Genomic DNA, 14,652 nt, shown 5'->3' on the forward strand with positions numbered 1-14,652 from the left:
TCGACAGGGAGTTACGGTGACCACGAACACCATCGAGGACGCGGTCCGCCGGGTCGTCGAGTACATGCACGTCAACCTCGGTCAGAACCTCACGATCGACGACATGGCGCGCACGGCGATGTTCAGCAAGTTCCATTTCACCCGCATCTTCCGTGAAGTCACCGGTACCTCTCCCGGGCGTTTCCTGTCCGCCTTACGGATTCAGGAGGCCAAGCGACTTCTGGTGCATACTGCACTCAGTGTGGCCGATATCAGCAGCCAGGTCGGCTACAGCAGCGTCGGTACCTTCAGCTCGCGGTTCAAGGCCTGTGTGGGCCTTTCCCCGAGCGCCTATCGCGACTTCGGCGGGGTGCAGCCGGGATTCCCCTCCCCCGCGAGCCGTATTACCTCCGTCGCCCACAACCTCTCGTTACGCGGACGCATTCATTCCGCTCCGGGCGAGAGGCCGGAGCGGGTCTTCGTGGGCCTGTTCCCCGGCAGGATGCGCCAGGGCCGGCCGGCGCGCTGGACCACTCTGGAGAGCCCCGGGGCCTTCGAGCTCCGGGACGTCCCCGTGGGCACCTGGCACATCCTGGCCCACTCCTACTCCGTCGGCCACCAGCCCCACCGGCTCGACTCCGAACCGCTGCTCCTCGGGCACAGCGGACCGCTCGTGGTGCACCCCGGCGCGCTGCTCCGTCCGGTGGACATCCTCCTGCGTAAGGTGGACGCCCTCGATCCACCGGTCCTGCTGGCCCACTTCGCCCTCGAGAGCCGGCTCACCTCGCCGCACTCACCGTCATCGGTAGCCCTCCGCGCATCCGCAGGGAGAGCATGGGTTCGGCAACCGCCCGGTGTCCGGCGACAGTACGCAGATCGAGATCGCGGGTGACCAGGGCCGTGACGAACACCGCCTCCATCATCCCGAGGTTGCTGCCGACGCAGAATCGGGGCCCCGCGCCGAACGGGATGTACGCGTACCGGGGCCGGGCGGCCACCTGCCCGGGTTCGAACCGATCCGGGTCGAAGCGCTCGGGATCGTCCCACAGGCCCGGGTGGCGGTGCATGATGTACGGGCAGACCAGCACGTCCGAGCCGGCGGTCACCGTGTAGCCGCCCACCACGTCGCTCCGCTGGGCGACCCTGGGCAGGATCCACACGGGAGGGAACAGCCGCATCGCCTCCTGCACCACCATCGTCGTGTACGGCAGCCGGTGCAGGTCCTCCAGCCGGGGGACGCGGTCGCCGAGGGCGGCGCGGGCCTCGGCGCGGACCCGGTCGCGCGCCTCGGGGTGACGCTCCAGCAGATGCAGGGTCCAGCCGAGCGTACTGGCCGTGGTCTCGTGTCCCGCCAGCAGCAGGGTGACCAGCTCCTCGCGCAGCCTGCGGCGGGTTCCGGCCGGATCGCCCCGCCGCCGGTCGGCCGCGACGATGATCCGGGCCAGCGCGTCGTCGTCCGCCTCCCCGCCGGCCATCCTGGAGCGCCGGTCGGCCACCAGCAGGTCGGCCACCCGGTACAGCTCCCGGCGGGCGCGCCGGAAGCGCGCCTGCGGAGGCAGCGGCAGCCAGCCGGGCACCATGCCCTGGCTCACCATCTCCAGCATGGCCTGGTCCTGGACCTCCTCGAAGGAATGGGCGAGCGACTCGTGCGCGGTGAGGTCCGAGTCGAGCAGCGTGCGGCCCAGCACGCCCAGGGTGAGGCCGGTGACCTCCTGGAGGACGTCCACGGGCCCGCCCCCCTCGTGACCGCGCAGCAGGGCGACCAGCTTCACCGCCTCCTCCGCGACGGCGGCCGCCTGCTGGTTGATGCGGCCCGGCTTGAACGCCGGCTGCACGGCCCTGCGCTGTTCGCGCCACGTCTCACCGTCACTGGTGAGCAGACCGTCGCCCAGCACCCGGCGGGACTGCACCAGACCGATGCCCTTGTGGTAGTTGTCGCTGTTGTCCGCCAGGACGTGCTTGGCGTAGTCGGGACGGTTGAAGACGTACAGCTTCTTGGGCCCCATGGAGACGCGGACGGCGTCCCCGAGGTCGGCCGCGTCCTGCATCATGCCGAGGCGGTCCACCGCCAGCTTCCTCAGCAGTCCCGGAAGCGCCCTGAGCGGCGGGCCGGGCGGATCGATCCTCATGCCGCCCTTCCTTCGCCCGCATCCGGTGCGAACCGGCGGAAGCGGCCGCCGGAGAACAGCATCCCCTCGCGGACCGGCCAGCGCGTCGCCGTGATCACTTCGCCGAGGAAGATCGTGTGGTCGCCACCGTCGTAGAGCCGGTGCTTCGCGCATTCCAGGTGGGCCACCGCACCCGCGATCAGCGGTGCGCCGGACGCCTCCCCGAGCAGCCAGTCCACCGAGTCGAACTGGTCGGCGCCCGGCGGACGGGAGCGGTCCGCGAAATGCCTGGCGGCCTTCTCCTGCCCGGCTTCCAGAACCGATACGGCGAACGTCGGCAGGGCGGTGAGGCGCTGGTGCATCACGGCGTCCTTGCCGACGCAGATCAGCACCAGCGGCGGTGAGAGCGAGACGGACGTGAACGAGTTGGCCGTCATGCCCCGGGGCTCGCTCCCGCCGACGGTCACCACGGTGACGCCGGTCGGGAAGTCCCCGAACACCCTCCTGAGCTGTACGCGGTCGTTCGGGTCGACTAGCTCCGCGGGCGGAGCGGTGATCGGACTCATTTCTGCCTCCCTGCCGGCGGCCGGGGCCCGGCTCGGTGGTGTGCCGACGGATCGGGGGATCGATGGGGAAGGGAGCCCGGGGCGGGCGGGGGCTCGGCGCTGCTCCCCCGCCCGCACCGGGTCCGTGCTCATGTGCGGGCCCTCCCGGGGGCCGGTTCCTCCGCGCCGTCGGTGAGGAAGGCGAGCACCACGGGTTCCTCGACGTGCCGCAGCGTGGTGGCGAAGGTCGCGATGCGCAGCGTGCCCGCCGTCAGAACCACCCACCCGCTCCTGGCCTGCGGGGCCAGGGTGAGAGGCACCCCGGCCGGCAGGCCCGCCTTCTTCAGGCACTCGACGGCCGTCCACACGCGGGTCGCCGCGGTGTCCGCCTCCTCCCCGGTCTCCTTGACCACCAGGGCGGCCAGGTTCCCGTGTTCGCCGAGCAACCCCTCCCACGCCTCCGCACCGCGTACGGTGACCGCCTCGATGTCGCAGGCCACGGTGGCCGTACCGACGACGCCCAGGGTCACCCCCGGGCCGTGCGCCGCCGACAGGCGGCGCACACCGTCGAGTTCGGGCCGGCCGTCGGGCCGGTAGCGCACCTTCACGCTCTCGCCCAGCGCCCGCTGGACGACCCGTGCGGTCGCCTTGCGGCGATCGGCCACCGACCCCCCGGAGCCCGCCGGGACCGGCTCCACGGCGACGTCGATATGGGCGCCGAGCACTTCCTCCAGGGTCCGTTCCAGATAGGAGCCGAGCAGCGGCGCGACCCACGGCCCGGAGCCGTCCGACTTGCGCACGGCGTGCAGGGTGAGCCCCTCCCACCGCTCGACGACGGCGCCGTCGGGAGTCCGCACGGCGATGTCGTACACATAGGTGTCGCCGTCCCGGTGGCGCTCGGTCGCGCAGTAGCGGACCAGCTCCGGAAGATCCTCGCCGCCCGCCATCGGATACAGCCGCTCGATGCCGGACGGCAGCAGGGTCGCGTCGGGGACGCACACCTGGTTCCCGTGCATCAGGGCGTCACGCATCCCCGGGTCCGCGAGCAGCAGCGTGCCCGGCAGGAAGCCGGCGAACCAGCCGGACGGCGCGTCGAGCGCCACGTCGGCGTCGACGTGCCGTGCGGCGGCCCGGTGGAAGCGCCGCAGCCGTTGGAAGCGCTCGCCCTGGAAGAGCACCCCGCCGTACAGGTCGGTCGCGGGATCCAGCGGGGCGTCCGGCACCTTCGGGCCCACCTGGTCGGGGGCGCCCTCCGGGATCGCCGCGCCCCCGTAGACCAGCCGCGCCCGGAAGTGCTCCGCCGCGAAACCGGTGTCCTGCGCGTGGACGGCCACGTCCACACGGTCGGAGCCGGTGACGGTGGCCGCGATCCGGATGCGGGTCGTGCCGCCGGGCGGCACCACGATCGGGCGCAGGAACCGCGCGTTTTCGATGACCGGCACGTCCTGGCGGCCGGTGACGGCGGAGCCGACCTGGACCATGGCCTCCATGCCGATCACCGCGGGCAGCAGCAGATTGCCGTCCAGCAGGTGGTCGGAGAGGTAGAGGTCCGTGCCGGCGTTCAGCTCGGCCTCGGTGACGAGCTCCACACCGTGGTAGCGCACCAGCGGTTCCCCGGTGAAGCGCAGCAACGGCAGCGGGGGCTGCTCGCGCCGGACGGTTCCGATGCCTTCCGTCCGGCCGCTGATCACCGTCACCACGGGGGCGTCGGGGTCGGAGATCAGTCGCAGCAGGATCTCGATGCCCTGGTCGGGCGAGACCGGCACGATGCCCTCACGGGTGAGGGACTCGACGACCGATAGCTTCTCGCCCATGCCGACGCCGGACCAGACGGACCACTCCATGCACAGCGCCCGGCAGCCCGGGTTCCGGCGGGCCACGTCCTCGGTGAGCCCGGCCAGCCACTCGTTGGCGGTGGCGTAATGGGCCTCCCCCCGCAGTCCCGCCCGGCCGATGATGCTGCCGAAGGTGACCAGGAGCTTGAGGTTCTCCTCGCCGACTACGTCCAGCACATGGCGCAGCCCGTCGACCTTCGGGGCGAGCGTGCTGCGGACGGCGGCCATGTCGAGCCCGCCGAGCGCCGTCGGCTCGTTGCGCCCCGCCCCGTGGAGGAGGGCGGTCACGGGGCCGAGGGCCCCGGTCAGTTCGGCGACCGCCTCGGCGACGCGCACCGGATCGGTGACGTCGGCGGCCGCGTAGGCGACGCGGACACCGCTCTCCTGCATCCGCCCGAGGTTCGCGGCGAGGTCCTGGTCGCTGCCGGGGTCCGAGCGGCCCAGCACCGCCAGCGCCGCCCCGGTCCGCTCGGCGACGGCCAGCGCGCACTCGGCGGTGATGCCCTTGCCGCCGCCTGTGACGAGCAGGACGTCGTCCGGACCCAGCACCTGGTCGGTACGGTCCGGGGCGAAGGGCAGGGCCCGCAGCACGGGCACCCGCCGGGCGCCGTCCTCGGCGAGGTGCACCTCGCTGAAGTGCGTGGTCGCCGCGACCTCGGCGGCCACCCGGTCCGCGGCCCCGTCGGCCACCGGGGTGTGGACGACGGTGGTCCGAAGGTGGGGGGCCTCCAGGTGCAGGGTCTTGGCCAGACCCGCCGCGCCCCGGTCGTGCTGCACCAGGACGAAGCGGCCCTCCCGGCTGCCCGCCAGGGCCGACCTCGCCCCGTCCAGCGCGAGTTCGAGCTGGTCCGCGGAGCATTCCGGCGGCAGGCACACCAGGACCCCGGAGCCCACCGCGGCGTTCTGGAGAGCGTGCCGGACATCGTGGGCGAAGGGGTGGTCGGCGGAGGTGAACAACTCCCACGTGCCGCCCTTCTCGTCCGCCACGGCCGCGGGGAGGGGCAGTTCGTCGAGGTCGACGGAGAAGGGCCGTGCCCAGGCCGCGGCACCCGTCACGACAGGCGCCGCCGTCGTGTCCGCCCCGGTCTCGACCAGGGTGGTGAGAGCAGAAGCCAGCTCCGCCACGGTCGCCGTGGCGAAGTTGGTCGGGATACTGGAAGGGGAGAGGCCGAGCCGGACAGCCGTCTGGTTGACGATCTGACCGACCGTGATCGAGCTCATGTGCAGATCGTCGAGGAGACTGCTGTTCTCGTCGACCAACTCGGTCGGCAGCTCAGCCCGTTCGGCCACCAGCGCGCGCAGCACGTCGAGCGCCGACTCCCCCGCCGAACCGCCGGCCTCCGCGGCCTCCGGGGCCTCGGACTCCTGGACGAGCGGACCGCGAGCGGCCGCGGGAAGCGTGAACTCCGGGGCCTGCTCGCAGGGGCTGGCCAGGAAGTGGAACTCCTTCCCCACCTCCAGCGGCCGGGTCAGCCGGTCGTTGAAGAGCCGTTCGGGGATGATCGGCGCCCCGAGCACGAACGCGGCGCCGACCACCTGCAGCAGACCGCGCAACGACTCGTCGTCGGTGTTCAGCGCGACGGCGGGCTTCCCGGCGGTCTCCGCCGCCAGGGTGCTCAGGACCCGGCCGGGCCCGACCTCGACGAACAGGTCCACCTCGGCCGCCGCCGCCCGGACCGCCTGGGTGAACAGCACCGGGTCGGTGATCTGCTGCCGCAGCAGCTTGGCGAGGTCGGTGTCGCTCTCCAGCTCCGTACCGGTGACGGTGGAGACGACCCGGCGCCCCACTCCGCCCAGCCGCGCCTCCGCCAGCCAGTCGCCGAAGGACTCGGCGGCCGGGGCGACGAGGGGCGAGTGGAAGGCGTGCGACACGGCCAGGCGGGTGAAGGCGATCCCCGCGGCCGCCGCCCGCTCCCCCACGCTCTCCACGGCCTCGACGGTCCCGGCGACCACCGTCTGACGGGGGCCGTTGTACCCGGAGATCACGACCGGGAGCCCCTCGACGAGCCTCCCGGCCTCCTCCGGGGTGGCGGTCAGCGAGGCCATCGTGCCCGAAGCGCTGTGCGCGGCCATGGCCGCGCCGCGGGTGCGTGCGGCCTGCAGCAGGGTGGCCGCGTCCAGGGCTCCCGCCCAGTGCAGGGCGGAGAGTTCGCCCAGACTGTGGCCGAGCGCGATGTCGGCCTCGATGCCCAGAGCCTCCAGCACCCGCAGCCCGGCCGTCGAACCGGTGACGATCCGCGGCTGGGCCACGTGGGTGGCGACCATGTCCCCGGCGGTGGGCAGTGCGGCGCGCGCGTAGACCTCGGCGGCCTCGGTGAACCGGCGGGCGAGCGCGCCCCCGGCCGTTGACGTGCCGGAACCCTGCCCCGGGAAGAGGAAGCCGATGCGGGCTCCCTCGACGGCGGCGCCGAGGAAGGCACGGCCGTCCGGGGTGAAGACCGGGCCGTCGTCGGGCACCCGGGCCCCGGCGGTGCCGGCGAGGTCGCGAAGCCTGACCTCGGCGTCCTCGGGCGAGGTGACCACGACAGCGGCCCGGTGGGGCAGGTCGCGCAGTTCCCGCTGGAGGGTCGCGGCCAGGTCGCCGAGCTGGGCGTAGGAGACCTGCGCGGCGAAGTCGGCCACCTGCGTCAGCCGCTGGGCCAGCGCCGCGGGCGAGTCCCCGTCCAGGAGCAGCAGTTCGGAGTCCTGGAGGGAGTTGGCCAGCAGCGTGGTCCGGCGGTTGACGGCAGGGCGGCGCCCGGAGGCGTCCGACCTGTCGAGGACGACATGGGTGTTGATCCCGCCGAAGCCCATGGCGGTGATGCCGGCCCGCAGCGGTGCGCCCTCGGGCCACGCCTCCGCCTTGCGCAGGACGCGAAGGTTGGCGGACTCGTCGGTGAGCAGGTCGTGGGGGTCCACGCAGCCGATGGCGGGGGGCAGCACCCCGGAGTCCAGGGCCATCACGGCCTTGATGAGTCCGGCGATCCCCGCGGCCGCCTTGGTGTGGCCGATCATGCCCTTGATGGAGGTGATGACGGCGCTCGGGGCCTGCGGGTCGGCAGCGGCGCGGGCGCCCATGATCGCCCGGAGCTCGGTGGCGTCACCGACGGCGGTACCGGTGCCGTGGCCTTCGAACAGCGGCACGGTCTCGATGCCGAAGCCCGCCCGGTCGTAGGCGCGCGACAGCGCGAGCTGGTACCCGCTCACCTCGGGTCGGGTGATGCCTCCCTGACCGTCGGAGGAGATGCCCCAGCCGGCGATCGAGGCGTACACGCGGTGCCCGGCGGCGACCGCGTCCTCCTCGCGCATGAGCACGACCATGCCGCAGCCCTCGCCCGGCCAGAACCCGTTGGAGCCGCGGTCGTAGAGCCGCATCTCCTTCCGGGCGAGCGCACCGGTCTTGGCGAAGCCGATGATCTCGAAGGGGTCGATGGACAGGTCGACACCGCCGGCGATGGCGACGTCGAGGTCGCCGCTCTGCAGCGAGGTCGCCGCGGTGGTGATGGACAGCAGGGAGGAGGAGCAGGCGCCGTCGACGGTGTAACCGCCGCCGTTCAGGTCGAAGTGGTTGCAGATCCGGCCGGCGATGGTGTTGGAGAGGCCGCCCGCGAGGGTGTCCTCGTCGACGGCGGGGAAGGGCCTCTTGTAGGCCTCCTCCACCCCCTGGAGGAACGCGCCGAGCCGGTCGTCGTCCCAGTCCTGCCCCTGGAGCGCGTCCGCGAGCACCCTGCGTACGTAGGGCCAGCGCAGCCGCATGCCGTTGGCACGGGAGAACTCGCCGGTCAGCGTGTTGCCGACGACGACTCCGGTGCGCTCGGCGGGCAGTCCCTCACCGGCCGGGAAGCCCGCGTCCGCCAGCGCCCGGGTCGCCGTGTCCAGGGCGAGCCAGTGGGTCAGGTCGGTGGAGCGGTAGGTGCTGCCGGCGATCCGGTGGGCGACGCGGTCGAACTCCCAGCCCTCCAGGACCGCGGCGTTGCGGGCGTAGAAGGTGTCGGGGACCGCGGGGTCCGGGTTCCAGTAGTCGTCCAGGCGCATTCGGACGTCGGGCAGTCTGCGGAAGGCGCGCCGTCCGGCGACGGCGTTCTCCCAGAGCTCCCGGGGTGTGGTGGCGTCGGGGTACGTGCAGGCGACCCCGACGATGGCTATTCGGCTCATACAGGCACCGCCGCCTTGTTCTTCGTGGCTCGTTCGGCTGCGCACTTGCCGTGGAAGCAGGTGCCGTCCTTGCAGGGGTCGCCCGAGAGGACGACCGTCGCCGGCTGCGGCGCGGCGCCTCCCGCTACGGACCCGGTCGCCGGGGCCGCCGGGGCGGCCACGAGCTGTTCGACCGGGGCGTCCTGGCGGTCGTGGGCGCCGTGGACGGCAGGCGCCTGCCGCTCCTGCGCCTCTCGCTGCTTGGCGAGGAAGTGCAGACCCCACAGGTAGCCTCCGCGGATCAGGCAGACCAGGGCGGTGGCGAAGAAGATGCCGTAGGCGATGCCGAGGCCGGTCAGCACGCCGTACATCGCCGCCACCCCGGCTCCGAAGAAGATCTGGGAGGACCGCTTGGAGGGCGAGGTGCCGGGGTCGGTGACCATGTAGTTGGTGAAGAGCACGAAGGCGACACCGGTCATCATGCCGAGCGCCGCCGGGATGGAGGTGCCCATCACCAGCCCTCGGACGACGGCCTGCACCACGAAGCCGCCGAGCCAGGCCATGATCAGCCACATGCGGCCGGTCAGCTTCGCGTTCAGCATGGTGCCCAGGACCAGGATGATCGCGGGGAGGACCCAGTCGGCCGGGCCGTACAGGTACTCGGTGAAGTGGTAGGGCGGCGCGATGCTCGCCCAGGGGAAGAGGAGCAGGATCACCGCGATGCCGAAGTTCGACGGGTTCATGTAGTGCCGCATGCGGCCCTTGAGCGGGGCCCGCAGCACCCACTTCGTGCCGACGGCCACGACGACGCCGAAGACCATGACCCAGACGCGGTCGTTGACGTAGGTCAGCATGTTCACGGCGAGACCGGTGATGTGGGCGGGGAAGAGGAACTCGACCATCCCCTTGAACCCCCCGCCGGCGTAGCGGGGGGCCCGCTTGTCGACGCGGGCGCTGACGGCCTCCAGCGCGATCTCCACCACGTAGGCGGTGAAGATCGCGATGAAGGGCCACAACCAGGGCTGTTCGAAGCCGAGGAAGGTGTACCCGGCGATGTTGAGGATCGAGATCGAGATCGCGAACCGGCGCAGGGCGGTGGTGACCTTCACGTCGTGCCGGGGGGCGGCCGTGAGCGTCTTGGTTTCGGGCACGGTCACTTCTCCTTCACGTCGGCGCCGAGTTCCAGCGAGTGCCTGCCGGGAGCCAGCTGGAGGTCCTTGTTGCGCACCTGCCCGGTGCGGTCACGCCAGGTCAGACGGGTCTGCACCGGGCCGTCGACCTCGTGGCCGAGCCCGATGTGCACGTCCTGGCTGCGCTTGCCGGAGTGGCCGCTGCCGCCGTCGACCCGGCCCAGGCGGGTACTGCCGTCGGACAGGGTCACGGCGACCTGTGCGCCGATCACGGGCGACCCGGCCGCGTCGGTGAGACTGAGGTTGAGGTGGTCGCCGGTCTCCGGGCTCATGTTGCAGTAGAAGACCGGGTCCTCCCACTGCCGGGCCACCACCATGTCCAGGCGGCCGTCCCCGTCGGCGTCGCCGGTGGCGATGCCACGGCTGGGCACGGGCACGGCCAGACCGAGCTGTTTGGACAGGTCGCTGTAGGCCTCGCCGTCCTTGTCCTGGACGAAGAAGCGCAGGTGCTGGTCGCCGGCGAGGTCGTCGCCCTCCTCCACCCGGGGCCAGAAGCGGGGGTGCTTGACCAGGGAGTCGTTGGCGGTGGCGAGCTCCTGGAGCTGCGCCCAGCGGTTGCGCTTGCCCTTGACGAAGCCGACCGCCTGGGTGATCTCCTGGACGCCGTTGTTGTCGAAGTCGCCCATCTTCACGTCCCAGCCCCAGCCGGACCAGGCGAGGTTGAGGGGCGAGCTCTCGTCCTTGTACGGAGCGACGCCGTCACGGAACTTGGCCCGCAGGTCCGCCTTGTCACGCGCGGTCGCGACGAAGGCGAAGTTCGACTCCTGGATGCCGAAGGACGTGGTGATGTTGGAGACGAAGGCGTCGTACAGGCCGTCGTTGTCCAGATCGCCGAAGTCGACGCCCATGCCCTTGAAGGAGCTGCGGCCCATCTCCTTGGACTTCGGAGTGGTCGCGGTGTGGACGGCCTTGACCTCGCTGAACTTGAACGTGCCGGGGGTCGACCTGTTGTACAGCAGGGCCGAGGTCCCGAAGTCGTGCGCCAGGTACATCTCGGGGCGCTGGTCGCCGTCCAGGTCGGTGGCCGAGACGGCCAGGGTCCAGCCCCGGTCGATGCCCTTCGGCAGGACGTTCTTGATCTCCTCGAAACCGGAGGGGGTCCAGCGGAAGAAGTGGCCGCCGCCGCCGTTCTGGGCGTGCGAGAGCGAGTCGTTCATCGTCACGCCGCCGTGCACGCTGTCGTCCAGGACGGGGCTGTTGGGGAAGTAGTTCCCGATGTAGATGTCGTTGTGCCCGTCACCGTCGAAGTCGGCGACGGTCGCGGCGTTGGAGTTCCACAGGGGCCCCTTGTAGGTGCTGCCACTGCTGCCGGGGACCAGTTCGACGGGCTCGAAGCACTTCGGGTCCATCGTCGTGGTGTCCTTGCCGGGTTCCTTCTTCGCCTGGAAGATCACCGGGGTGCGGCCCCAGTAGTAGACGAGCAGGTCCATCGCGCCGTCCTCGTTGAAGTCCCCGGGGACACAGCCGATCGGCGCCATGATGTCGCTCTTGGGCAGCGGGGCCGGGTCGAGCACGAAGGGGGCGTACGAGGCGCTCTTGCGGCCGGGCGCCGGGGCGGGCGTGACGACGGCCTGGTCGATCTGCGGATCGGTGATGCAGAGGTCGTTGGGCAGGCCGTCCCCGTCGATGTCGTTCATGGCGACCCCGGCGCCGACCGAGGAGATCCACGCCTCGATGTGCTTGTAGGCCTTGTTCACTTTACGGACGCTCTGCTTCTTGTAACCGCCCGGCATGGATATCGCCATCGGCTCGAAAGCGAAACTCTCCGCCATTTCCCTTTTCTCGGCGGCGCTGGACTCCGACGGCTTCACCGCGTAGAAAGTGCCGACCATGACAGCGAGTGCGACGACCCCCGGAGCCTGCTTCCGCAGCCAGGAAATTGGATGTGTCATGCGACGGCGCCCTTCTGCGTGTGGGGAACAGAACTGATGGTGGCGGCGACCTGCCGCCGCCAGATCTCGAAGGCCGGGGTCTCCCCGCCGGCGCAGGTGGCGGGCCGCGCGTCGGTGCACACCCGCGCGGCCTCCGCCGGGGTCCGCCCGCCGCACAGGATCTGGGCGGCCAGGTGCGTGTGGGCGATCGTCGTCCCCGCCCGCTCCCGCGCCTCGCAGGCGAACGCGGAACCCTGTACGAGGCTGGGCAGGTGGTCGCCCGCGTGCTTGGCGAAGCGCCGCAGCTCGTCCCCGTCCACGCTTCCCGCGTAGGTGCAGGCCAGCCCGGCGCCCGCGTAGAGGTCGGCGTGGCGGTGCTCGGGGAACGCGCCGATGAGGTCGGCCACGACGTCGGGATCGGTGCCCCCGACGAACCACATGGCCCGCCCGATGCCCTGGTCGATGGCGCGCGCACTGTAGGCGTCCGGGCCGCCCTTCCAGGTGAAGGGATGCTCGGCGGCGGGGTCGCGGACGTAGGAGTCCGTCTTGAAGTACGCCTGGTGGAAGCCGTACCCGTCCAGGATCAGCCAGCGCAGCACCGGGTCGGTCGCGGTCACGTCGGGCCACAGGAATTTGGGGAGCCGGGCCATCGCCCACCCGATGCCGACGTAGATCATGTAGTTGTGCCGCCGGCCCTCGCCCTCCAGGATCCCGGTCAGCCTCCGGCTGCCCCCGGTGAGGGAGTCGAGCATGACGGCGCCCATGCCGGCGCCCTCGTAGGCGAACCCGCGAAAGGCCCGGGGCACAGTCTCCAGCCAGTCCACGGCCTGGTTCGCCGAACGCGCCTCGACCGCGTACGCGTACCCCTGCAGGAAGCTCGTCCCGACCGTCTCCAACTGGTGCTTGGCCTCCGCGTCCTTGATGTGGAAGCCCCGTGTTTCCAGCCGTGTTTCCCGAACATTGGGAGTGAGAACTCGGCGCCTCAGCGCACGCAACATGGACACCAGGAAGACCGCCCCTCGATTCTTTTGCCTGACATTCCTATTCGTTCAGCCGAACATATTCAATTGGGGTGCCCGAATGTCTACTCCGGAAATGCTCAAGGGGAATTCACCGGAAGCTTTTCACGGACCGATCTGCGCCAGATCTCATAGCTGGGAACACCGTCGCCGGCGCCCGAGGGGGGCGCGGCGTCGTCGGCCAGGCCGGCGGCGGACTCGACGGTGAGGCCGGCCAGCGCGTGCAGCGCGGTCCGGGTGTGCTCGGGAACGGTCTTGGAGAAGTGGCGCGCCTTCGCGGCGAAGACGGCGCCCTGGGCGACATGCCCGGCCAGTTCGCCCGACCGGGCGCGCAGCGCGTCCAGTTCGGCCGCGGTGGAACACCCGGCGAACGTGGCCGCGAGCCCGACGCCCGCCCACAGGTCCGGCCTGCGCTCGGAGGCGAACCGGTCGACCGCGGCGCACACGGCCTCCACCCGGGCGCCGTGGATGAACCACAGGGCGCGCCCGATGCCCTGGTCCACCGCCCGCTGGAAGTAGTCGGGCCGGCCCTCCCAGGCGTACGGGGTGTCCAGGCGCTGGCCGTCCACCCAGCGCTTCGGGTCGAAGTAGGCGCGGTCGAAGCCGTACCCGTCCACCGCGAGCCAGCTCATCGGCGGGTAGAAGTCCTCGCCGTCGAGCGCGGGCATGACCTTCTTCCACAGCGGCCTCGGCAGCTTGGCCATCGCGAACCCGATGCCGATGTAGTTGAGGAAGATGTGGCCGCGTCCGGTCCCCTGGAGCAGTTCCGCGGTGCGGCCCCCCCGGCCGGGCATCGAGTCCCGGATCACCGAGGCCATGGTCGCGCCCTCGTAGGCGAAGCCCCGCAGCTCCTCGTCGACCAGGGAGAGCCGTCGCTCGGTCTCCCACAGGCTCTTCGACTCGATGCCCCACTCGAAACCGGTCACCACCGTCTGGGGGATGGTCTCCAGCTGGCGGGTCGCGGCGGTCTCGGCCACCGGGAACCCCCGGCCCGCGAAGCTCACGTCGAACAGGGACGGAGCCATGAGAAGTCTGCGCAGAGATCCCGTCGCCGATGCCACGCGTGTGCCTCCCTCGACCGGCCACCAGGGGGGTGGCGAAGGGCCTCATGGTCGGCTCGCTGCAAAGATCAGGGCATCTTCGCAAATGCGCAACACCCTTGTGCCATAAGGGGTTTGGGTGTAGATGAACGCGTCAGCAACTCATGTCGTGCGGCATGCGGGCCCGCCCTCGCGGGCCCCGATCAGCACGCTCGGCGCCGGCCCGGGATCAGCGCATCCGGCGCACCGCCACCTCGTCCTCGTGGACGTCGCGCCCGCAGGATGTGCAGTCCAGCCGCACCCGCACGCCGCCGTCGCACCCGACGTGCTGCGCCTGGCGGGGCGGCCCCAGCTCCGCGGGAAGGTTCCGGTCGCCCCACTGCATCAGCGCGACCACGGCGACGGTGAGTTCACGGCCCATGGGCGTGAGCGGGTACTCGTGGCGTACCGGCTTCTCCTGGTACACGACCCGCCGCATGACGCCCAGATCGACGAGGCGGCCGAGCCGGTCGGCCAACACGTTCCGGGAGATCGGCATCTGGCGCAGGAACTCGTCGTACCGTCCGACGCCCAGCAGGGCGGAGCGGACGATCAGCAGGTTCCAGCGCTCCCCGATCACCTCCAGGGAACGGGCCAGCGAGCAGTCCTGTCCTTCGTACGTCCGTGGCAGCATGCCCGACCGTACCGTTCGGGTTGCTTCACAGGACCCACGGGACGGTCAGGTGACAGGAAAGAGAGCACGTTGGAAGAGGCTCGCGTGTGTGAGGACTGGTGTGATGAGCGATTGTTCCCCTCCCACCCAGACCGTGGAGGTCAGGCATGGCCATCAGTACCGGAACGTCACCTCTCACCTTTCGCGGCGGGCTCGACGCCGTCAACACCCGTCACCACCAACTCGGCCTGCGTGTGTTCCTGTTCATCGTTGTGGCGCACTGGGCGGAGCACCTGGTCC

9 protein-coding genes are annotated in these 14,652 nt (G+C 71.2%); 1 reads left to right on the forward strand and 8 read right to left on the reverse strand.

The features are described 5' to 3' along the window. Positions 1-16 precede the first annotated feature (16 nt). Positions 17-871 (forward strand): helix-turn-helix domain-containing protein, encoded by an 855-nt coding sequence (locus AMK24_RS29625; RefSeq protein WP_073771983.1) that lies wholly within the window; start codon positions 17-19, stop codon positions 869-871. Here AMK24_RS29625 and AMK24_RS29630 read toward each other — a convergent pair. The 8 genes from AMK24_RS29630 to AMK24_RS29665 form a co-directional block, all read right to left on the reverse strand. Then, positions 759-2,108, reverse strand: a complete 1,350-nt coding sequence (locus tag AMK24_RS29630) for a cytochrome P450 (RefSeq protein ID WP_073771984.1) — start codon at positions 2,106-2,108, stop codon at positions 759-761. The genes AMK24_RS29625 and AMK24_RS29630 overlap by 113 nt on opposite strands. Then, positions 2,105-2,653 carry an NADH-dependent FAD reductase SgcE6 gene (sgcE6, locus tag AMK24_RS29635; RefSeq protein WP_073771985.1) on the reverse strand — a complete coding sequence of 183 codons (549 nt, stop codon included), beginning with the start codon at positions 2,651-2,653 and terminating at the stop codon, positions 2,105-2,107. Before sgcE6 ends, AMK24_RS29630 begins: the two co-directional genes overlap by 4 nt. A 128-nt stretch (positions 2,654-2,781) precedes the next feature. Continuing rightward, entirely contained in the window at positions 2,782-8,601 is a 5,820-nt protein-coding gene (locus AMK24_RS29640) for a type I polyketide synthase (protein ID WP_073771986.1), read from the reverse strand. Then, complete coding sequence (locus tag AMK24_RS29645; RefSeq protein ID WP_073771987.1) at positions 8,598-9,731, reverse strand: enediyne biosynthesis protein; 1,134 nt, start codon at positions 9,729-9,731, stop codon at positions 8,598-8,600. The genes AMK24_RS29640 and AMK24_RS29645 overlap by 4 nt, the downstream gene beginning before the upstream one ends. 2 nt (positions 9,732-9,733) lie before the next feature. Continuing rightward, on the reverse strand, positions 9,734-11,662 hold the full coding sequence (locus tag AMK24_RS29650; RefSeq protein WP_079190688.1) for a CRTAC1 family protein: 1,929 nt from the start codon (positions 11,660-11,662) through the stop codon (positions 9,734-9,736). Then, a complete protein-coding gene (locus AMK24_RS29655; RefSeq protein ID WP_073771999.1) occupies positions 11,659-12,639 on the reverse strand; it encodes a DUF1702 family protein in 981 nt (326 codons plus the stop codon). The genes AMK24_RS29650 and AMK24_RS29655 overlap by 4 nt, the downstream gene beginning before the upstream one ends. A 101-nt stretch (positions 12,640-12,740) precedes the next feature. Beyond that, complete coding sequence (locus tag AMK24_RS29660; protein ID WP_073771989.1) at positions 12,741-13,721, reverse strand: DUF1702 family protein; 981 nt, start codon at positions 13,719-13,721, stop codon at positions 12,741-12,743. A 208-nt stretch (positions 13,722-13,929) separates the two neighbouring features. Next, positions 13,930-14,373 carry a winged helix-turn-helix transcriptional regulator gene (locus tag AMK24_RS29665; RefSeq protein ID WP_073771990.1) on the reverse strand — a complete coding sequence of 148 codons (444 nt, stop codon included), beginning with the start codon at positions 14,371-14,373 and terminating at the stop codon, positions 13,930-13,932. Positions 14,374-14,652 lie beyond the last annotated feature (279 nt).

This window comes from Streptomyces sp. CB02366 (assembly GCF_001905905.1).
GTDB lineage: Bacteria > Actinomycetota > Actinomycetes > Streptomycetales > Streptomycetaceae > Streptomyces.